Genomic DNA, 19,533 nt, shown 5'->3' with positions numbered 1-19,533 from the left:
GGCATAGCAAGATCGTTCAAGCCATCCCCCGCCCCGTCTGGCATGCTGGCCTGCCAACGTACACGCACTGCAGCCACCATGCCCCACATCGCCCGCCAAGCCTTTCTCCACGGCGCCATCGCCATTCTCCCGTTGTCCCTGGCCGTCGCCCCCTGGGGCCTGCTGGCCGGCTCCATGGCCATCGAGGCCAACCTCAGCGCCTGGGAGGGGCAAGGGCTGTCGGCCATTGTCTTCGCCGGTGCCGCGCAACTGGTGGCGATCGGCATGCTCAAGGGCGGCGCCAACCTGGCGTCGATCCTGCTGACCACCCTGCTGCTGACCTCGCAGCACCTGCTGTATGGCCTGACGATGCGCCCGGTGCTGTCCAGCCAGCCGCTGCGCTGGCGGCTGGGCCTGGGCTTCCTGCTCACCGACGAGTTCTTCGCCCTGACCAGCCAGTACGACCAGCAGCAGTTCAACCGCTGGTACGCCCTGGGCGTGGGCCTGACCTTCTACGTCGCCTGGAACCTGTTCACCCTGGCCGGCATCCTGCTGGGGCAGAACATTCCGCACCTGGACCAGCTCGGCCTGGACTTTTCCATCGTCGCCACCTTCGTCGCCCTGATCGCGCCACTGGTGCGCAACCTGGCCACGCTGGTGTGCGTGGCGGTGTCGCTGTTCTGTTCGGTGCTGTTCAGCTACTGGCACTGGGAAACCGCCCTGGTGGCCGCAGGCCTGCTGGGCATGAGCGCCGGTTTCGTCTGCCAGAAATTCGCCGGAGCCCGCGCATGACCTGGGTCCTGATTCTTGCCATGGGCGCCATCGTGTTCCTCAACCGCTATGCGTTCCTGGAGCCGCGCCTGCCCTTGCGCCTGAGCTCCAACGCCCGGCAGTTCCTCGGCTTTGCCGTGCCGGGCATGCTCACCGCAATCTGCGGCCCGATCATCTTCATGCCCGAGCACCAGTTGAACCTGAGCCTGCTCAACCCCTACCTGCTGGGTTCGCTGGTGGCCATCGCCCTGGTGCTGTTGACCCGCAGCGTGTTGCTGAGCATGCTGGTGAGCATGTTGATCTTTTTCCTCCTGCGCAGCTGGCTGGCATGAGCACGCCCCTGCGCGAGCAGACACACCTCTGGCAGGCGCCGGCACTGGGCGACGTCGAGATGCTGCACGCGCGTTATTTCCAGCAGCGTTTCGCCCCGCATGTGCATGAAGGCTATGTGTTCACCGTGATCGAGTCGGGCGCCCAGCGCTTCTGGCATCGCGGCAGCGAGCATCTGGCGCCGGTCGGCAGCATGGTGCTGATCAACCCCGACGAACTGCACACCGGGGCCACCGCCCACGAAGCGGGCTGGCGCTACCGAGGGTTCTACCCGGAACATGAACGGGTAACCGGGGTGCTCGACGAACTGGAACTGGGCCGCCACGGCATGCCCAGCTTCAAGGACAGCGTGATCCACGACCCAGCCCTGGCGCTTGCCTTCAGCCAGTTGCACCAGCTGTCCGAAGCCGGCGCCAGCGCCCTGCAGCAGCAGACCGCCTGGCGCCAGGCGGTGCTGGCCCTGGTGCAACGGCACGGGCAATGCGCCGAACCTGCCGCCCCTGGCCACGAACCGCTGGCAGTGGCCCGCGCCCGTGAGCTGCTGGAAAGCCAGCTGGCCGACCCGCCTTCGCTCGAGGCCCTGGCGGCGGCGGTCAACCTGTCGCCGTTCCACTTCGCCCGGGTGTTCCGCCAGGCCACCGGCCTGCCGCCACATGCCTGGTTGAAGCAGCGGCGCCTGGCCCGTGCGCGGGAAATGCTCAAGCGTGGCTGGGCTGCCTCGGAAGTGGCGTTCGGCCTGGGCTTTGCCGACCAGAGCCATTTGAGCCGGCAGTTCAAGCAGGCCTACGGGGTAACGCCAGGGGCTTATCGCAGCGCCTGCCTGCAAGGCTGAGCTGCGACAGCCGGCCTCAGGCAGGCCGGCCAGCCACTGCTACACTGACAAGGCTGAATGGAGGATCCTGCCATGTCCGAAAGAGAGCTCACCACCCTCCTGTCGCTGATGAACCAGCGCCAGGCCTGCCTGAGCAGTGCCTGCAAGGAGATAGCCGACTGGATCGACCGGCAGGGCGACGTGCCCGCCGCCGGCAAGATCCGCGCAAGTCTCAAGGCCCTGGAGGCCGATGAGGCCCAGGTCCGCAAGACCTTGACCTCGCTGACCCTCGACAGGCCGCTGCCCAAGTTTCGCAGCTGATTGAACCGGGGGCTGCCTGGCAGCCCATCGCGACACAAGGCCGCTCCCACAGGGGATACGCGTTCTCCTGTGGGAGCGGCCTTGTGTCGCGATGGGGCGCAAAGCGCCCCCAAAGGGTTCAGCCTGATCAGTGCTTCATGTGCATGTGATCATGCCCACCGCCCGCCTCGGCGTTGAGCGCACGCACTTCGGCCTGTACGTCCAGGGTTTCCTTGGCCCCCTTGGCATCTTCGATGGTCAGGGTCAGCGGCACTTTCTCGCCTTCCTTCACCTGGTTGTTCAGGCCCATCAGCATCACATGCAGGCTGTTCGGGTCGAGGGTCACGGCCTTGCCGGCCGGCAGCTCGACCGCCTTGACCTCACGCATGCCCATCACATCGCCGTTCATGGTCATCTCGTGCACCTGCACGGTCTTGGCCACAGGCGAAGCCACGCCCACCAGCTTGCTGTCGCTGCTGGCGGTCAGGGTCATGAAGGCACCGGTGGACTGCTGGTGCGGCACGGTCGCACGCACCCAGGCGTCGCTCACGGTGGTCTGGGCCAGGGCCGGCAGCGCCAGGCCCATCAGGACCAGGGCAGCCAGGCCGTGCTTGATCGGTTGCATCGACATTCAGCAGATCTCCATCAGGGTGACCAGGTCTTCGGCGCATTCCTGGGCGGTCAGGGAATGGCCCAGGCTCAGGCGCAGGGTGCCACGCGTATCGTAGACGTAGCTGGTGGACGAGTGAGAGACGGTATAGGTATCACCGGCCGGGACTTTCTCGTAGAACACCTTGAACTCTTTGGCCACCGCGGCGATTTCCTCGGGGGTGCCGGTCAGCGCGGTGAACGACGGGTCGAACGCCTTCACGTAGGCATCGAGCACTTCGGGGGTGTCGCGCTCCGGGTCCAGGGTAATCAACACCACCTGGAACAGGTCGCGATCGCGGCCGCGCAGCAGCTTGCGGATTTGCGCGGCGCGCGCCAGGGTGGTCGGGCACACGGCCGGGCACTGGGTGAAGCCGAAGAAGATCATCGGCATGCTGCCGTAGAAGCTCGACAGGGTGCGCACATTGCCTTGGGTGTCCTTGAGGCTGAACTTGCGCCCAAGGATTTCGTTGCTCATGTTCTTGCCGTACTTGAACTCGAGCCCCCGGGCCGGGCTGCAGCCTGCGAGCAGGCCAAGCCCGAGAACGCCCATCCCGGCGACAACTGCGCGCCGGGTATATAGATCATTCATGAAACCATCCTTTACAGGGAAGGTGCCGGCCCTCGGGACGGGCCGGTCGAAAAACCGGGGCATTCTGGCACGACACCCCGAGGGGTTCTACCCGACGAAGGCAAGGATTGGCTGCAGCCCTTTGAATACGGGCTGCGGCCTGTTGTCGCAGGGGTTGAAACGGTAACACTTTGTTGCTAAGGCCTGACCAGATTGTGCGGCCACTCCCACACGCAACGGAACGCGCCTGCCTCTACATCAGTAGTAGGCGTTCTCTTTCTGGCTGTGGTCAGTCACGTCACGCACGCCCTTCAGCTCGGGAATACGCTCGAGCAGGGTGCGCTCGATGCCTTCCTTCAGGGTCACGTCGGCCTGGCCACAACCCTGGCAACCACCACCGAACTGCAGCACGGCAATGCCGTCGTCGACCACATCCACCAGGCTCACCTGGCCGCCGTGGCTGGCCAGGCCGGGGTTGATCTCGGTCTGCAGGTAGTAGTTGATGCGCTCGTTGATCGGGCTGTCTTCGTTGACCATCGGCACCTTGGCATTCGGCGCCTTGATGGTCAGCTGGCCACCCATGCGGTCGGTGGCATAGTCGACCAGTGCGTCTTCCAGGAACGGCACGCTGACCGCGTCCAGGTAAGCGGTGAAGCTCTTCAGGCCCACGGCGGTGTCGTCAGGCTTCTCTTCGCCCGGCTTGCAGTAGGCGATGCAGGTTTCGGCGTACTGGGTGCCCGGCTGGGTGATGAAAATGCGAATGCCGATGCCAGGCGTGTTCTGCTTGGAGAGCAGATCGGCCAGGTAGTCATGGGCGGCGTCGGTAATGGTTATAGCGCTCATGTAGGTTCCTCACAGACTTGCGGCCAAGTGTACGCCAACCCGGCCTTCGAACAAAGTCCTAGTATTTGACTCGGGAAAGCGCATATTCAGGGGCCCGCCCCCGTGGCGCCGCCAGCCAGGCCTGCATGCGCCGGTACAGGCCGCGCTCCAGCCACTGGTAGCTGAACCACGACATTAGTCCAATGGACGGCACGCACAGGGCGAACACCAGGTACGGGTTCAACTGCAGGCGCTGGCTGGCGAACCAGCCTGCGTACAGCACCAGCACATGGAGCAGGTACACCGAATACGAACAGTCACCCAGCGCCTTGAGCAGCCGGTTGCCGCGGAACACCGGCTCCAGGGCGACGAAGGCCAGCACGATCATTGCGCTCGGCACGCCCCAGTGCAGCAAGCGCCGGGAAGCGTCCAGGTGGTAGATGGCGAGGCTTGCAACCGCCAGCAACGCCAACGGCAGCCAGCGGCCCTGGTGGATCAGCCCGCGACGGTGCAGCACGCCCAGGCCGATGCCGAGCAGGAATTCGTAGATGATGTCGTTGCTGTAGAAGCGGCTGAGCACGCCCAGCCGGCCCAGCATCTCGCTGGCCAGCAGCAGCGCGGCGGTGACCAGCAACTGGTGATGACGCTGGCGCACCAGGAAGGCCAGGCCGAACAGCAGGTAGAAGAACATTTCGAAGTTCAGCGTCCAGCCCACGTTCAGGGTCGGGTACAACCCGTAGCCACCGGGGTTTTCCGCCGGAATGAACAGCAGCGACAGCAGCAGATGGTGCCAGGTGAATGCCTGGTGCGGCATCCATTGGCTGAAGGCCAGCAGCAGGGTTGCCATCAGCGCCGTGTAGAACCAGTAGGCCGGGACGATACGCAGCGCCCGGTTGAGCAGGAACTGGCGGGGCTCGATGGCCTTGTCGCAAGTCGACAGGTAGATGACCAGCCCGCTGATGACGAAGAAGATGTCGACGCCTGCGGCGCCGCGGTCGGTGAGCAGTTGGCCGATGGGGCCGGAGGCTTGGAAGTCGAAGAAGATCTGCATGAAATGGTGGCAGACCACCACCCAGGCGGCGAACGCCCGCAGTGCTTGAAGCGAATACAGCATGGAGAACCCTGCAATTGCCGGTGCATTGAGGCCTTTGGGAGCGCGTTGCGCTCCATCGCCGGCAAGCCAGCTCCCACAAGTACTGCGCAGCCTTCAGGCATGTGCGGCCCCTGTGGGAGCTGGCTTGCCGGCGATTGGGCTGCAAAGCAGCCCCCGGACCACCCAGCAAGTCCGACCGCAGGGTAATCGGAAAGGTCAGCCCAACCGATCAGAGGTTCTCGTAGCGGTTCATGTCCAGCACGCCCGCCTCGACTGGTTCGGTCTCCTTGATGAAGCTGTTCAGGTCATGGAAGTAGCGCCAGAACTCTGGGTGACTGCGGCGCACACCCCAACGCATGACGATGCGCTCGAACCTGGCCGGGTCATCTTTCGCATACTCCATGTCCTCGACGAACTCCGCCACATCCTTGGTCGGGATGTTGAAGATGAAGTTGGGGTAGCTGCTGAGAACGCCCGGGTACAGCGTCAGGGTATCCAGCCCCGGCTGGTAGCGGTAAGCCTCACCCAGCAGGAACGCCACGTTGCTGTGCGCGCGGTTGCGCAGCAGGCTGTACACCTGGCGCTGGCCGCCCTGCCCTTCGATGCGCAGCATGGTCGCTTCGGGCAGCTGGTTGATCACCTTCAACCCGGCAGCCGGGCGCGACACCAGGCGGCTGAGCGACTGCTCGACATTGCGGAACTCTTCGCTCACCTGCGGCCGCGAGCAGAACGCGCCCTGGCAGCGGTTGATCGGGTCAGGCGCGGCATTCAGGCTGCCGGTACGCTGCAACAGCTTCAGGCCGAAGTCGCGCTTGGGGTTGCGCGGGTCGAGCTGGATGCCGCTCGGGGTGTCGGTGTCGATGTCTTCATAATCCATCCACATCTTCACCTTGCCGCTGTTCTGGTACCAGTCGCCGAGGATCGCCTTGCGCTGGTCGGCCGGCATCAGGCGCAGGAAGTTTACCTCGGCGCCGTTGCGAATCAGGTCGAAGTACAGGCGCGTCTGCAACTGGTGCGAGACGTTGCCGAACACATCGAAGTTGACCGCCAGCTGGTAATAGGTGCGCTCGAACAACGGGTAGTCGAACAGCCACACGGTCAGCGGCACATCACCGATCAGGCCCTTGGTCACCGAGGCGCTGTCGAAGTGGCGGAAAATGCTCAGCAACGCGTTGTCGTTACCGGCCCACAGCGTCGCCCAGCCCGGCGCCGGCATGTCGGCATAGGCTTCGCGGCGCAGTTTTTCGTACTCGTTGCGCTTGTCACGGTAGGCGTGCCACAGGCTCAGCACGCTGCCCACGTCATCGATCTGCCCAGGCATGGCCAGCAGCGGCGTGGCCTCGCCACGGTACTTGGCATCGGTGACGTAGCGGTCGTGGGCCGGCTCCTGGAACAACGCCCAGAAGTTGTCGCGGATCACGTCGGTGGCAATCTGCCCACGGCATACCGGGCCACGGATGAAGGTGCGCACGAAGTACTCGGCGTTATCCAGCATGAACTGGTAGCGCGCCACTGCCGGGATCGCTTCGAAGGTTTCGAACGGGTTGGCCCGGTGGCGCGGGCCGTAGCCTGGCAGCGCGGTGGCATGCCAGTCGCCGGCGTAGAACAGTTGCTTGACCCGCTTGAGCTTCTGCGGCCCCATCGGGTAGGTGATGTGCGTCTTGTGCACGATCACGCCCTGCACCGGGATCAACCGGTAGTAGAAGTCGGTGCCCGGCGGGTCGTTGGGGCGGCGCGTGGCGATCAGGTCGACCGGCTGGCCGCTCGGTGTACGCGAACGTACCCACTGGAAGAAGTGGCCCTGCTCGCCACCGACGAAGTAGATGTGCGCCAGGAACAGGTGCTCGTACAGCCAGCGGCCGACCAGTGCCTCGGTGGAACCCGGGCGGTTGAGCAGCTCTTCCCAGTCGGCAATCTGCTTGGCTTCGGCCGCACTTGGCTTGATCGGCTGGTACTCGACCGGCGCACCGGCGGCCAGCCAGCGGCGCATGGTGTCGTATTCCTTGTCGGTCAGGCCGGTCACCGCCAGTGGCATGCCTTCCTTGGGGTGGGCGCCGGCATAGGCATCGAACTCATGCGGCAACGGGCACATGTTGTTGCGGTTCAGGCCCAGGACGATTTCCTCGGGCAGCTTGGCGTTGGGCGTGAGCGGGGTCTTGTGCCCCAGCTCGAGCATGCGCGCCATCAGTGCAGCCTGGCTGCCCTGGTTGTCGAGCACCGAGTAGAAGCCCTTCTTGCGCCACTCGCCCTCGCTGTGGGCGTCGTAGAACAGCCGCGTGGTGGGCACTGCCTTGCTGCGCTCGCCCTGGTACACCGGAACCTTGGTGGCGCCGCGCACTGCACCTTCGGGGCTTTCCAGCTTCAGCTGGCAGGCGGCGTCGTTGCAGGCGTGGCAGGCCACGCATTTCTCGGTGAAGATCGGTTGAATGTCCCGGGTGTAGGAAATAGCCGGGCTCGACTGGGGGGCTTGCCCGAACGCCACACTGCTGATGAGCAGGGCGAAAACGCCGGCAAGAATACGATGCACCATGTGCGGAAAGTCCTGGGTATTGAAAGCCATCACGATTTGTTGCCTGGTCGTCCTTGGGTGCCCTGCTTCGCCGACGCCCGCCCAACATGAGCCATTTTCATGCAAATGGGCGATGCGCCTAAAAACCGCGCAGCTTTGTTATGATTCTGCACCTTCTGAAATTTGCCCGACCAGGTAGTTCCTATGTCCGACCGCAGCGCTCGTCTCCAAGCACTCCAGAACGCACTCAAAGAGCGCATCCTGATCCTCGACGGCGGCATGGGTACTATGATCCAAAGCTACCGGCTCGAGGAACACGACTATCGTGGCACGCGTTTCGCCGATTGGCCAAGCGATGTCAAGGGTAACAACGACCTGTTGCTGCTCAGCCGCCCGGATGTGATCGCCGCCATCGAAAAGGCCTACCTGGATGCCGGCGCCGATATCCTCGAAACCAACACCTTCAACGCCACGCAGATTTCCCAGGCCGACTACGGCATGGAGTCGCTGGTCTACGAGCTGAACGTCGAGGGCGCGCGCATCGCCCGCCAGGTGGCCGATGCCAAGACCCTGGAAACCCCGCACAAGCCGCGCTTCGTCGCCGGCGTGCTCGGCCCTACCAGCCGCACCTGCTCGATTTCCCCGGACGTCAACGACCCCGGCTACCGCAACGTCACCTTCGACGAGCTGGTAACGAACTACATCGAGGCCACCCGCGGCCTGATCGAGGGCGGCGCCGACCTGCTGCTGATCGAGACCATCTTCGACACCCTCAACGCCAAGGCGGCGATCTTCGCCGTGCAGCAGGTGTTCGAGGAAGACGGCATCGAACTGCCGATCATGATCTCCGGCACCATCACCGACGCCTCGGGCCGTACCCTGTCGGGCCAGACCACCGAAGCGTTCTGGAACTCGGTACGCCACGCCAAGCCGATTTCCGTGGGCCTGAACTGCGCCCTCGGCGCCAAGGACCTGCGCCCCTACCTGGAAGAGCTGGCGACCAAGGCCGACACCCATGTCTCGGCCCACCCCAACGCCGGCCTGCCGAACGCCTTTGGTGAATACGACGAAACCCCGGCGGAAATGGCCGTGGTGGTCGAGGAATTCGCCGCCAGCGGCTTCCTCAACATCATCGGCGGCTGCTGCGGCACCACCCCTGGCCACATCCAGGCCATCGCCGAGGCCGTGGCCAAGTACAAGCCGCGCGAGATTCCGGAAATCGCCAAGGCCTGCCGCCTGTCGGGCCTGGAGCCGTTCACCATCGACCGCCAGTCGCTGTTCGTCAACGTCGGCGAGCGCACCAACATCACCGGCTCTGCCAAGTTCGCCCGGCTGATCCGTGAAGAGAACTACACCGAAGCCCTGGAAGTCGCCCTGCAGCAGGTCGAGGCCGGCGCCCAGGTGATCGACATCAACATGGACGAAGGGATGCTCGACTCCCAGGCCGCCATGGTCCGCTTCCTCAACCTGATCGCCGGCGAGCCGGACATCTCGCGCGTGCCGATCATGATCGACTCGTCCAAGTGGGAAGTGATCGAAGCGGGCCTCAAGTGCATCCAGGGCAAGGGCATCGTCAACTCCATTTCCATGAAGGAAGGCGTCGAGCAGTTCAAGCACCACGCCCGCCTGTGCAAGCGCTATGGCGCTGCCGTGGTGGTGATGGCCTTCGACGAAGTCGGCCAGGCCGACACTGCCGCGCGCAAGAAGGAAATCTGCCAGCGCAGCTACGACATCCTGGTCAATGAAGTGGGTTTCCCGCCGGAAGACATCATCTTCGACCCGAACATCTTCGCCGTCGCCACCGGCATCGAAGAGCACAACAACTACGCCGTCGATTTCATCGAGGCCTGTGCCTACATCCGCGACCACCTGCCGCACGCCCTGAGCTCGGGCGGTGTGTCCAACGTGTCGTTCTCGTTCCGTGGCAACAACCCGGTGCGTGAAGCCATCCACTCGGTGTTCCTGTACCACGCGATCCAGAACGGCCTGACCATGGGTATCGTCAACGCCGGCCAGCTGGAGATCTATGACGAGATCCCGGCTGCCCTGCGTGAAAAGGTCGAGGACGTGGTGCTCAACCGTACCCCGCATGGCACCGACGCACTGCTGGCCATCGCCGACGACTACAAGGGCGGCGGCGCAACCAAGGAAGTGGAAAACGAAGAGTGGCGCTCGCTGCCGGTGGAAAAACGCCTGGAGCACGCGCTGGTCAAGGGGATCACCGCGTTCATCGTCGAAGACACCGAGGAATGCCGCCAGCAGTGCGCCCGCCCGATCGAAGTGATCGAAGGCCCGCTGATGAATGGCATGAACGTGGTCGGCGACCTGTTCGGCGCGGGCAAGATGTTCCTGCCCCAAGTAGTCAAGTCGGCCCGCGTGATGAAACAGGCGGTAGCACACCTGATCCCGTTCATCGAAGCCGAGAAAGGCGACAAGCCGGAAGCCAAGGGCAAGATCCTGATGGCCACGGTAAAAGGCGACGTGCACGACATCGGCAAGAACATCGTCGGCGTGGTGCTGGGCTGCAACGGCTACGACATCGTCGACCTCGGCGTGATGGTGCCGGCCGAGAAGATCCTGCAAACCGCCCGCGACGAGAAGTGCGACATCATTGGCCTGTCCGGCCTGATCACACCGTCGCTGGACGAAATGGTCCACGTCGCCCGCGAAATGCAGCGCCAGGGCTTCCAGTTGCCGCTGATGATCGGCGGCGCCACCACCTCCAAGGCGCACACCGCGGTCAAGATCGAGCCCAAGTACAGCAACGACGCCGTGGTCTACGTCACCGACGCCTCGCGTGCGGTGGGTGTTGCCACCCAGTTGCTGTCCAAGGAGCTGAAAGCCGGCTTCGTCGAGAAGACCCGCCAGGAATACGAGGAAGTACGCGAGCGCACCGCCAACCGCAGTGCCCGCACCGAGCGCCTGAGCTATGCCCAGGCTATCGCCGCCAAGCCGCAGTACGACTGGGCTGGCTACCAGCCAGCGGTGCCCTCCTTCACCGGCGTCAAGGTGCTGGAAGACATCGACCTGCGCACCCTGGCCGAGTACATCGACTGGACCCCGTTCTTCATTTCCTGGGACCTGGCCGGCAAGTTCCCGCGCATCCTTACCGACGAAGTGGTCGGCGAGGCGGCCACGGCGCTGTACAAGGATGCCCGCGAGATGCTCGACAAGCTGATCGACGAAAAGCTCATCAGCGCCCGCGCGGTGTTCGGCTTCTGGCCGGCCAACCAGGTGGCCGATGACGATATCGAGGTGTACGGCGAGGACGGCCAGGCCCTGGCTACCCTGCACCACCTGCGCCAGCAGACCATCAAGCCGGACGGCAAGCCCAACTGGTCGCTGGCCGACTTCGTCGCGCCGAAGGCCAGTGGCGTTACTGACTACGTGGGCGGTTTCATCACCACCGCCGGCATCGGTGCCGAGGAAGTGGCCAAGGCCTACCAGGACAAGGGCGACGACTACAGCTCGATCATGGTCAAGGCCCTGGCCGACCGCCTGGCCGAGGCCTGTGCCGAATGGCTGCACGAGCAGGTGCGTAAAGAGCACTGGGGTTATGCCCGCGACGAACACCTGGACAACGAGGCGCTGATCAAGGAGCAGTACCGCGGCATTCGCCCGGCCCCCGGCTACCCGGCCTGCCCGGACCACACCGAGAAGGAAACCCTGTTCCGCCTGCTTGACGGCACTGCCATCGGCGAGACCGGGCCGAGCGGCGTGTTCCTCACCGACCACTTCGCGATGTTCCCGGCGGCGGCGGTCAGCGGCTGGTACTTTGCCCACCCGCAGGCGCAGTACTTTGCCGTGGGCAAGGTCGACAAGGACCAGATCGAGCGCTACAGCGCGCGCAAGGGCCAGGATGTGAGTGTCAGCGAGCGCTGGTTGGCGCCTAACCTGGGTTACGACAGCTAAGACCCTTGGGGCCGCTTTGCGGCCCATCGCGACACAAGGCCGCTCCTACAGGAGAGTGCAATCCCTTGTAGGAGCGGCCTTGTGTCGCGATGGGCTGCACAGCAGCCCCAATAGCCACCTACACTGTCCCTGATTGCCTCTGATTTCCTCAGGAGCCACCATGGACGATTCCAGCCAGGGCAAGCCCCCTACCTTCTGGCAGATGCTGCACAGCATCCTCGCTGCCGCCTTCGGCGTGCAAAGCGGCAAGAACCGCGCCCGCGACTTCACACACGGCAAGGCCAGCCATTTCATTGCGCTGGGGACGCTGTTCACCCTGGTGTTCATTGCCGTGCTGATCGGCCTGGTGCAGTTGGCCCTGCACCTTGCGCGCTAGCAAAAACGCCTGCGGGACTCCCTCCCGCAGGCGCTCTGGCTGCATCACGGTCTTGAATACAAGTCTACTGGTGGCTGACCCAATACACGGCAGTGACCACCACCAGAACGATCAGGCAGAGGATCGCCCAGGCATCGACGCTGCTGTCAGCTTTGCGGACCTTGGTTGAGTTTCCCATTGCATTGCCTCTTGTAGTGGTTATGGGAATGCACTTCACCACCAGCAGTTAAGACGAGCAATGCCCTTCCCTCAAGCAGGGTCTTTCAATAATTGATCGGTGATGTCAGAAACGGGTACTGGTAGTCGGGCGGCCGCCCTTCGGCACTGTAATGCTGGAAATCGATGCCGTAGTCCGGCCGCTCCAGCAGTTTCAGCCATCGGACTGCCTTGGCCTGGTCGATCGGCTGCAACACCGGCACGCGATGCTCGCGCAGGCCATCACGGTTCACCGCCAGCCCCTGGGCATCATCGTGCAGCATCACCATCGCCCAGCCGCCGAGGGTGAAATGCCCGCCCATCAGCACGCTCAGGCGCCCGTCGATACGTGCGTGCAGGGCCTCTGGCGAGCTGTTGATGGCGCTGAACAGCACATCGCGCCCTGGCTTGCGCCCCGCCTCCTCGAACGCCTGCATGGCACCAAAGGCCATTTCGTCGTTGGCCGACCACACCAGGCGGGTGGCCGGGTAGCGCTCCAGCAGTTGCTGCGCCTGCTCGTAGGCGCGCTGGCGGCTCCAGCCGCCATATACCACCTGGCGCAGGCGCACCTGGGGGAAGTCGGCCAGGGCCCGGCGCATGCCTTCCTCGCGCAGTTGCGAGGCCGGGGTGGTCTTGACCCCGGCAAACGCCAGCAGGTCCACCGGCCCGCTGTCACGGGGCAATTGCGCGACCATCTGGTGCAACATCTGGAAGCCCGCCTGCTCGTCGTTGGCCGTCAAGGTGCCCAGCAGCGCGGCATACTTGTCGGGCTGGGCCTCGATGCTGCGGGCCTGGCCGGCAGTCAGGCCGTTGTTGACCAGAAACAGCTTGACCCCGCTGCCGCGCGACAGGCGGATGATCTCCGGGGCCACGTACTGCTCGTTGACCAGTACCAGGTAATCCGGGCGCTGCGGCCCGCCCAGGATCGCCCTGGCCTGGGTCAGCGCCAAGTCGGCGCGGCGTTCGCTGTACTCCACGCGCAGGGTCATGCCCAGGTCGTCCGCAGCGGCCTGCATGAAGCGGCTATAGCTGGTCCAGAACGTCTCGGTGGACAGACCCGGGTTGAGGAAAACCACCGAAACCGGCTGCGCGCTCGCCGCCAGCGGCAAGACAAGACACAAGCTTTGGCACAATGCCTTGAGCATGGGCTGACATCCCTGCGAAGCAAACATCGGATTATAAACGCCAGGCCACGCCCAACGCACAAATGGCAGTCAGTCTCACATAGTCCATTTGGTTCTTTTCATATGCAAAAACATCACTTTAGCGCATAAACGCAACCTGCTATCGTTCCCCGGCTCCGAAGCGGAGTGCGCGGCCGTGCGCGCGAATAGCTGCATGCCTGAGACAGGACTTTTATGTACGTATACGACGAGTACGATCAGCGGATCATCGAGGACCGCGTCAAGCAGTTCCGTGATCAGACCCGCCGCTATCTGGCCGGTGAGCTGAGCGAAGAAGAATTCCGCCCTCTGCGCCTGCAGAACGGCCTTTACATCCAACGTTTCGCACCGATGCTGCGCGTCGCCGTGCCGTACGGCCAGCTGAACGCCACCCAGGTCCGCACCCTGGCCAGGATCGCCCGCGACTACGACAAGGGCTACGCCCACATCTCCACCCGCCAGAACGTGCAGTACAACTGGCCGGCACTGGAAGACATCCCGGACATCCTCGCCGAACTGGCCACCGTGCAGATGCACGCGATCCAGACCAGCGGCAACTGCCTGCGCAACACCACCACCGACCAGTTCGCCGGTGTGGCCGCAGACGAAATCGTCGACCCGCGCCCGTGGTGCGAAATCGTCCGCCAGTGGACCACCTTCCACCCGGAATTCGCCTACCTGCCGCGCAAGTTCAAGATTGCCATCAACGGCTCGCAGGAAGACCGCGCCGCCATCGAAGTGCACGACATCGGTCTGGAGCCGGTGCGCAACGCCGCTGGCGAGCTGGGCTTCCGTGTGCTGGTCGGTGGCGGTCTGGGCCGTACCCCGGTGGTGGGCTCGTTCATCAACGAGTTCCTGCCGTGGCAGGACCTGATCAGCTACCTCGACGCCATCCTGCGCGTGTACAACCGTTACGGTCGCCGTGACAACAAGTACAAGGCGCGGATCAAGATCCTGGTCAAGGCCCTTACCCCGGAAGTGTTCGCCGAGAAGGTCGAGGCCGAAATGGTCCACCTGCGCGGCGGCAGCACCACGCTGACCGAAGCCGAAGTGCAGCGTGTATCGCGCCACTTCGTCGACCCGGCCTACCTGGCCCTGGACAACGTCGACTACGCCGCCCTGGACGCCGAGTACCCAGGCTTCGCCCGCTGGCGCTCGCGCAACACCCGCGCCCACAAGCGCCCTGGCTACGTGGCCGTGACCCTGTCGCTGAAGCCCACCGGCGTTGCCCCGGGCGACCTGACCGACAAGCAGCTGGACGCCGTGGCCGACCTGGCCGAGCGCTACAGCTTCGGCTTCCTGCGCACCTCGCACGAGCAGAACATCATCCTCGCCGACGTCGAGCAGCGCCAGCTGCACGCCCTGTGGCTGGAACTGCGCGAAAGCGGCTTCGCCACCCCGAACATCGGCCTGCTGACCGACATCATCTGCTGCCCGGGTGGTGACTACTGCTCGCTGGCCAACGCCAAGTCGATCCCGATCGCCGAATCCATCCAGCGCCGCTTCGACGACCTGGACTACCTGTTCGACATCGGCGAGATCGACCTGAACATCTCCGGCTGCATGAACGCCTGCGGCCACCACCACGTGGGCCACATCGGCATCCTCGGCGTGGACAAGAAGGGCGAGGAGTTCTACCAGGTGTCGCTGGGCGGCAATGCCGCGCGTGGCGCGAGCCTGGGCAAGATCCTCGGCCCGTCCTTCGCACAGGATGACATGGCCGATGTGATCGAGAAGCTGATCGCCGTGTACGTCGAGCAACGTACCGAGGAAGAGCGTTTCATCGACACCTACCAGCGTATCGGCATCGACCCCTTCAAGGAACGCGTCTATGCAGCGAATCATTAAGAACAACCAGATCGTCGACGAAACCTGGCATCTGCTGCCCAAGGAAACGTCCTTTGACGAGCTGACCAACTGCGACGACTACATCGTCCCGCTGCAGATGTGGCGCGACCATGCCCACGTACTCAAGGCCCGCGACGGCGGCCTGGGCGTGTGGCTGGACAGCGACGAGCAAGCGGAAGAAATCGGCGAGGACGTGCAGCACTTCCAGGTCATCGCACTGAACTTCCCGGCGTTCACCGACGGGCGCAACTACTCCAATGCGCGCCTGCTGCGTGACCGCTACAAGTTCAAGGGCGAGCTGCGCGCCATTGGCGACGTGCTGCGCGACCAGCTGTTCTTCATGGCCCGTTGCGGTTTTGACGCGTTCGCCATCCGTGCCGACAAGGACCCGGAAGACGCGTTGCAAAGCCTGAAGGACTTCTCGGTGACCTACCAGGCCGCCACCGACGAGCCGCTGCCGCTGTTCCGCCGCCGCTGATCGTCACCTTGCAATGCCAGACGGCCCGCCTCTATGGCGGGCCGTTTCGTTTTCCTGTACCGGCCTCTTCGCGGGCTTGCCCGCTCCCACAGGTACTGCACCGTTCTTGAGTGCGGCGCGGTCCCTGTGGGAGCGGGTTCACCCGCGAAGAGGCCGGTACAGGTTTACCCTGCATTCCCTCAGCAACAGTCAAGGCACAGCGACCTATTCTTGCCTCCCGGTCAAATGACCTTGGCCCCGCCCCACCTTAATCAATCCCCCTCAAAGCCGCACACTGCTCCCCACACGAAGAGCGATCGAACCCGAGCGACCAGGCTCGATTCGGCTCACCTCTCACTCACCAGGAGCAGATCCATGAGCATTCCATCCTTCGGCCTCGGCACCTTCCGCCTCACCGGCCAGGCCGTCATCGATTCGGTCAAGTCGGCCCTGGAACTGGGCTACCGGGTCATCGACACCGCGCAGATCTACCAGAACGAAGCCGACGTCGGCCAGGCCATCGCCGAAAGCGGCGTCAAGCGCGACGAGCTGTTCATCACCACCAAGATCTGGGTCGAAAACTACGCCGCCGACAAGCTGATCCCGAGCCTGCGCGACAGCCTGCAGAAACTGCGCACCGACTACGTCGACCTGCTGCTGATCCACTGGCCTGCCCCAGGCAACGGCGTTGAGCTGCGCGAGTACATGAGCGCCCTGGCCGAAGCCAAGAAGCTGGGCCTGACGCGCCAGATCGGTGTGTCCAACTTCAACATCGAACTGACCCGCCAGGCCATCGAAGTGGTCGGCAAAGGCGAAATCGCCACCAACCAGATCGAACTCAGCCCGTACCTGCAGAACAGCAAGCTGACCGCGTTCCTCAAGGAGCAAGGCATCACCGTCACCTCGTACATGACCCTGGCCTACGGCAAAGTCCTGAAGGACCCGGTTCTGGCCGACATCGCCGCCAAGCACAAGGCCACCGTCGCCCAGGTTGCCCTGGCCTGGGCCCTGCAGCTGGGCTACGCGGTGATCCCGTCGTCGACCAAGCGCGAAAACCTGGCCAGCAACCTGCTCGCCCGTGACCTGAAGCTGGACGCCGACGACATGGCACGCATCGCCAAGCTCGAGCGCAATGGCCGCGAAGTCAGCCCTGACGGCCTGGCGCCAATCTGGGATTGATACCATGACCACACCCCTCGAACGCCTGACTGCTGGCGGCTTCAGCATCGGCCTGGAAGCGCCGCTGGACCACGACTGGACGCCCGCCGGCGACCAGGCGCGGCGCCGCGATGGCCGCCAGTTCGGCGAGCCGGACCTGGCCCGCCACGCAGAACTGGCACAACTGGCCGACCGCCTGGGCTACCGCGCCCTGTGGGTCCGCGATGTGCCGCTGTACGACCCGTCGTTCGGCGACGCCGCCCAGGTGTTCGAGGTGTTTGCCTACCTCGGCTACCTGGCCGGGGTAACCCGCGACATCCTGCTTGGCACGGCTGCCGTGGTGCTGCCGATTCGCGAACCACTGCTGACCCTGAAATCGGCCAACAGCGTGCAGCGCCTCAGTGGCAACCGCCTGCTGCTGGGCGTGGCCAGTGGTGACCGGCCGGTGGAGTACCCACTGTTCGGTCGGGATTTCGAGGGGCGTGGCAACACATTCCGCGAACAGGTCGCGCTGCTGCGTGATGGTGCCAACGGCCACCTGCCCGAAGGGCTGGCCGTGCTACCCAGCACCGCTTCGCCGCTACCGTTGCTGGTAGCCGGCCTGGCCCAGCAGAGCCCGGCATGGATCGGCAGCAACCTGGACGGCTGCCTGGCCTACCCCGGCACAGCAGACGATCACCGGCGCCGGGTCGCCGCCTGGCGCGCGGTGGCGGGCAACAAGCCTTACAGCAGCTTCATCCACCTGGACCTGGCGGACAACCCCGACGAACCGCTGCAACGCTGGCGCTTCGGTTTCCGCGGCGGCCGCAAGGCGCTGGCGACCGAACTCAGCGCCCTGCGTGCGGCGGGCGTCGACCATATCGGCCTGCACCTGCGGCGCAACGTGCGCCCGCTGGACGAAACCCTGCGCGAAATCGCCGAATACGTATTGCCACAATTCCATGAGACAAAAACCCAACTGACGGAGGCCACCCCGTGAGCACCCCTACCCCACTGCCGGCCTTCGCAGGCCGCAGCTTCCAGGTCGAATACCCCGGCCTGGCCGCGCACAACATCTATTCCGCCGATGGCCGCCGCGTAAGCTACGCCATCGTTTCCGGCCCTTACGCTGGCGCCAGCGGCGAAGCCGAATGCCAGTGGCAGCAGATTGCCGAAGGGGTCTACGTGATCTCCTGGCAGGAAGCCGACGGCGCCACCGTGGTGCATGTGGATGACTTCGCCAACGGCCATTCGCAGGCCTTCTTCACCGCCAGCGACCTGACCTTCTACCGTATGCAAGGGCCATTGACCGAACTGGACGCGCAGGAGCCTGCGCAATGAAACCCGGGCGCGTCCTGTTTGCCCTGGCTATCGGCGCCTTCGGCATCGGCACCACCGAGTTCACCCCGATGGGCCTGCTGCCGGTGATCGCCCAAGGTGTCGATGTCAGCATCCCCAGCGCTGGCATGCTGATTACCGCCTATGCCATCGGGGTGATGGTCGGTGCGCCGATCATGACCCTGCTGTTCAGCCGTTTCGGCAAGCGCGCCGCGCTGATGGCGCTGATGGCCATTTTCACCCTCGGCAACCTGCTGTCGTCGCTGTCACCGGACTACTACACCCTGCTCGCCTCGCGCCTGGTCACCAGCCTCAACCACGGCGCGTTCTTCGGCCTTGGCGCAGTGGTGGCCGCCAGCGTGGTGCCCAAGGAGAAACAGGCCAGTGCCGTGGCCACCATGTTCATGGGCCTGACCATCGCCAACATCGGCGGCGTGCCGGCCGCCACCTGGATCGGCCAGCAGGTCGGCTGGCGCATGGCCTTTGCCGGTACCGCCGTGCTGGGCCTGCTGGCCATGGCCGCGCTGTGGTATGCCCTGCCCAAGGGTGAACGCGGCAGCGTGCCGCACGTGCGCAAGGAGCTGGCGGTCATCGCCCGCCCCAGCGTGCTACTGGCAATGGCCACCACCGTGCTCGGTGCCGGCGCCATGTTCACCTTGTACACCTACGTGGCACCGGTACTGGCCGAACTGACCGGCGCCTCGGACAGTTTCGTCACCCTCGGCCTGGTGCTGATCGGTGTGGGCTTCACCCTGGGCAACAGCCTGGGTGGCCGCCTGGCCGACTGGTCGCTGGATGGGGCGGCGCGAATCTTCCTCGCGGCACTGGCAGTGATCATGCTGCTGATGCCGCTGGTGCTCGGTAGCCACATCGGCGCCGCCATCGCCTTGCTGGTATGGGGCATGTTCACCTTCGCCGTGGTACCGCCGCTGCAGATGCGGGTGATGATCGCCGCCATCGAAGCACCGGGGCTGGCCTCGTCGATCAACGTCGGCGCGTTCAACCTGGGCAATGCCGTGGGCGCGGCGCTGGGTGGTGCGGTGATCAGCCTGGACCTGGGCTATGCGGCAGTGCCGATGGCAGGTGGCGTGCTGGCGGCTGCCGGGCTGCTGCTGGTGTGGCTGGGCGGGCGTAGCAAGGCTGCCGGGAAAACCGCAGCAGCCTGATAAAGCCCCCTCCTGTGGGAGCGGCCTTGTGTCGCGAAAGGGCTGCATCGCAGCCCCGGCAACCTATGCATCACGGCTGAAATCCCGGGGCCGCGTTGCGGCCCTTT

General features: G+C 64.6%; 18 protein-coding genes. 12 read left to right on the top strand and 6 right to left on the bottom strand.

Annotated elements, in window-relative coordinates; translation table 11 throughout:
• The first annotated feature begins 78 nt into the window (after window positions 1–78).
• From CAG46_RS15105 to CAG46_RS15090, 4 genes are all read left to right on the top strand, one after another.
• Entirely contained in the window at window positions 79–771 is a 693-nt protein-coding gene (locus CAG46_RS15105; protein WP_013971958.1) for an AzlC family ABC transporter permease, read from the top strand.
• Window positions 768–1,082, top strand: coding sequence for an AzlD domain-containing protein (locus CAG46_RS15100; RefSeq protein ID WP_046615691.1), 315 nt, complete (start codon window positions 768–770; stop codon window positions 1,080–1,082). Before CAG46_RS15105 ends, CAG46_RS15100 begins: the two co-directional genes overlap by 4 nt.
• Entirely contained in the window at window positions 1,079–1,912 is an 834-nt protein-coding gene (locus tag CAG46_RS15095; RefSeq protein WP_085617592.1) for an AraC family transcriptional regulator, read from the top strand. The genes CAG46_RS15100 and CAG46_RS15095 overlap by 4 nt, the downstream gene beginning before the upstream one ends.
• Before the next feature lie 72 nt (window positions 1,913–1,984).
• A complete protein-coding gene (locus tag CAG46_RS15090; RefSeq protein WP_003260451.1) occupies window positions 1,985–2,212 on the top strand; it encodes a hypothetical protein in 228 nt (75 codons plus the stop codon).
• Between the two features lie 127 nt (window positions 2,213–2,339).
• Here the strand turns inward: CAG46_RS15090 and CAG46_RS15085 are convergent, their stop codons facing one another.
• From CAG46_RS15085 to CAG46_RS15065, 5 genes are all read right to left on the bottom strand, one after another.
• A complete protein-coding gene (locus CAG46_RS15085) occupies window positions 2,340–2,822 on the bottom strand; it encodes a copper chaperone PCu(A)C (protein ID WP_013971950.1) in 483 nt (160 codons plus the stop codon).
• Window positions 2,823–3,431, bottom strand: coding sequence for an SCO family protein (locus tag CAG46_RS15080; RefSeq protein WP_024086651.1), 609 nt, complete (start codon window positions 3,429–3,431; stop codon window positions 2,823–2,825).
• Between the two features lie 237 nt (window positions 3,432–3,668).
• The gene (nfuA, locus tag CAG46_RS15075) at window positions 3,669–4,253 is read right to left on the bottom strand and encodes a Fe-S biogenesis protein NfuA (protein ID WP_003250416.1); all 585 of its coding nucleotides are present in this window, start codon (window positions 4,251–4,253) and stop codon (window positions 3,669–3,671) included.
• A 58-nt stretch (window positions 4,254–4,311) separates the two neighbouring features.
• Window positions 4,312–5,346, bottom strand: coding sequence for an acyltransferase (locus tag CAG46_RS15070; RefSeq protein WP_085617590.1), 1,035 nt, complete (start codon window positions 5,344–5,346; stop codon window positions 4,312–4,314).
• 208 nt (window positions 5,347–5,554) lie between these two features.
• A complete protein-coding gene (locus tag CAG46_RS15065; RefSeq protein ID WP_085617588.1) occupies window positions 5,555–7,855 on the bottom strand; it encodes a fatty acid cis/trans isomerase in 2,301 nt (766 codons plus the stop codon).
• A gap of 183 nt (window positions 7,856–8,038) precedes the next feature.
• Here CAG46_RS15065 and metH point away from each other — a divergent pair, with 183 nt between their 5' ends.
• Window positions 8,039–11,746, top strand: coding sequence for a methionine synthase (gene metH, locus CAG46_RS15055; RefSeq protein WP_085592205.1), 3,708 nt, complete (start codon window positions 8,039–8,041; stop codon window positions 11,744–11,746).
• A gap of 160 nt (window positions 11,747–11,906) precedes the next feature.
• Window positions 11,907–12,122, top strand: a complete 216-nt coding sequence (locus CAG46_RS15050; RefSeq protein WP_003256398.1) for a DUF2970 domain-containing protein — start codon at window positions 11,907–11,909, stop codon at window positions 12,120–12,122.
• Window positions 12,123–12,385: 263 nt separating this feature from the next.
• Here the strand turns inward: CAG46_RS15050 and CAG46_RS15045 are convergent, their stop codons facing one another.
• Entirely contained in the window at window positions 12,386–13,462 is a 1,077-nt protein-coding gene (locus tag CAG46_RS15045; RefSeq protein WP_085617586.1) for an ABC transporter substrate-binding protein, read from the bottom strand.
• 213 nt (window positions 13,463–13,675) lie between these two features.
• Between CAG46_RS15045 and CAG46_RS15040 the strand changes: the two genes are divergently transcribed.
• The 6 genes from CAG46_RS15040 to CAG46_RS15015 all read left to right on the top strand — a co-directional run bounded on the left by CAG46_RS15040 (window position 13,676) and on the right by CAG46_RS15015 (window position 19,426).
• On the top strand, window positions 13,676–15,328 hold the full coding sequence (locus tag CAG46_RS15040; RefSeq protein WP_085617583.1) for a nitrite/sulfite reductase: 1,653 nt from the start codon (window positions 13,676–13,678) through the stop codon (window positions 15,326–15,328).
• Window positions 15,312–15,806 carry a DUF934 domain-containing protein gene (locus tag CAG46_RS15035; RefSeq protein WP_075044637.1) on the top strand — a complete coding sequence of 165 codons (495 nt, stop codon included), beginning with the start codon at window positions 15,312–15,314 and terminating at the stop codon, window positions 15,804–15,806. The genes CAG46_RS15040 and CAG46_RS15035 overlap by 17 nt, the downstream gene beginning before the upstream one ends.
• A gap of 354 nt (window positions 15,807–16,160) precedes the next feature.
• Window positions 16,161–16,964, top strand: coding sequence for a 2,5-didehydrogluconate reductase DkgB (dkgB, locus tag CAG46_RS15030; protein ID WP_085617581.1), 804 nt, complete (start codon window positions 16,161–16,163; stop codon window positions 16,962–16,964).
• Between the two features lie 4 nt (window positions 16,965–16,968).
• Window positions 16,969–17,922, top strand: coding sequence for a TIGR03571 family LLM class oxidoreductase (locus CAG46_RS15025; protein ID WP_085617579.1), 954 nt, complete (start codon window positions 16,969–16,971; stop codon window positions 17,920–17,922).
• A complete protein-coding gene (locus tag CAG46_RS15020; RefSeq protein WP_085617576.1) occupies window positions 17,919–18,263 on the top strand; it encodes an adenylate cyclase in 345 nt (114 codons plus the stop codon). Before CAG46_RS15025 ends, CAG46_RS15020 begins: the two co-directional genes overlap by 4 nt.
• Entirely contained in the window at window positions 18,260–19,426 is a 1,167-nt protein-coding gene (locus CAG46_RS15015; protein WP_085617574.1) for an MFS transporter, read from the top strand. Before CAG46_RS15020 ends, CAG46_RS15015 begins: the two co-directional genes overlap by 4 nt.
• The last annotated feature ends 107 nt before the right edge of the window (window positions 19,427–19,533 follow it).

Origin of the sequence: Pseudomonas sp. B23(2017) (assembly GCF_002113725.1) — a bacterium.
Taxonomy (GTDB): domain Bacteria; phylum Pseudomonadota; class Gammaproteobacteria; order Pseudomonadales; family Pseudomonadaceae; genus Aquipseudomonas; species Aquipseudomonas putida_Z.
Note: the sequence above shows the minus strand (reverse complement) of the source record. Positions and strands in the feature narration are given on the sequence as shown.

Coding starts and splice junctions, on each gene's coding strand:
- metH (WP_085592205.1), top strand. CDS start 8,039: ATGTCCGACCGCAGCGCTCGTCTCCAAGCACTCCAGAACGCACTCAAA.
- CAG46_RS15050 (WP_003256398.1), top strand. CDS start 11,907: ATGGACGATTCCAGCCAGGGCAAGCCCCCTACCTTCTGGCAGATGCTG.
- CAG46_RS15025 (WP_085617579.1), top strand. CDS start 16,969: ATGACCACACCCCTCGAACGCCTGACTGCTGGCGGCTTCAGCATCGGC.
- dkgB (WP_085617581.1), top strand. CDS start 16,161: ATGAGCATTCCATCCTTCGGCCTCGGCACCTTCCGCCTCACCGGCCAG.
- CAG46_RS15045 (WP_085617586.1), bottom strand. CDS start 13,462: ATGCTCAAGGCATTGTGCCAAAGCTTGTGTCTTGTCTTGCCGCTGGCG.
- nfuA (WP_003250416.1), bottom strand. CDS start 4,253: ATGAGCGCTATAACCATTACCGACGCCGCCCATGACTACCTGGCCGAT.
- CAG46_RS15100 (WP_046615691.1), top strand. CDS start 768: ATGACCTGGGTCCTGATTCTTGCCATGGGCGCCATCGTGTTCCTCAAC.
- CAG46_RS15070 (WP_085617590.1), bottom strand. CDS start 5,346: ATGCTGTATTCGCTTCAAGCACTGCGGGCGTTCGCCGCCTGGGTGGTG.
- CAG46_RS15085 (WP_013971950.1), bottom strand. CDS start 2,822: ATGTCGATGCAACCGATCAAGCACGGCCTGGCTGCCCTGGTCCTGATG.
- CAG46_RS15065 (WP_085617588.1), bottom strand. CDS start 7,855: ATGGTGCATCGTATTCTTGCCGGCGTTTTCGCCCTGCTCATCAGCAGT.
- CAG46_RS15080 (WP_024086651.1), bottom strand. CDS start 3,431: ATGAATGATCTATATACCCGGCGCGCAGTTGTCGCCGGGATGGGCGTT.
- CAG46_RS15015 (WP_085617574.1), top strand. CDS start 18,260: ATGAAACCCGGGCGCGTCCTGTTTGCCCTGGCTATCGGCGCCTTCGGC.
- CAG46_RS15090 (WP_003260451.1), top strand. CDS start 1,985: ATGTCCGAAAGAGAGCTCACCACCCTCCTGTCGCTGATGAACCAGCGC.
- CAG46_RS15040 (WP_085617583.1), top strand. CDS start 13,676: ATGTACGTATACGACGAGTACGATCAGCGGATCATCGAGGACCGCGTC.
- CAG46_RS15035 (WP_075044637.1), top strand. CDS start 15,312: ATGCAGCGAATCATTAAGAACAACCAGATCGTCGACGAAACCTGGCAT.
- CAG46_RS15095 (WP_085617592.1), top strand. CDS start 1,079: ATGAGCACGCCCCTGCGCGAGCAGACACACCTCTGGCAGGCGCCGGCA.
- CAG46_RS15105 (WP_013971958.1), top strand. CDS start 79: ATGCCCCACATCGCCCGCCAAGCCTTTCTCCACGGCGCCATCGCCATT.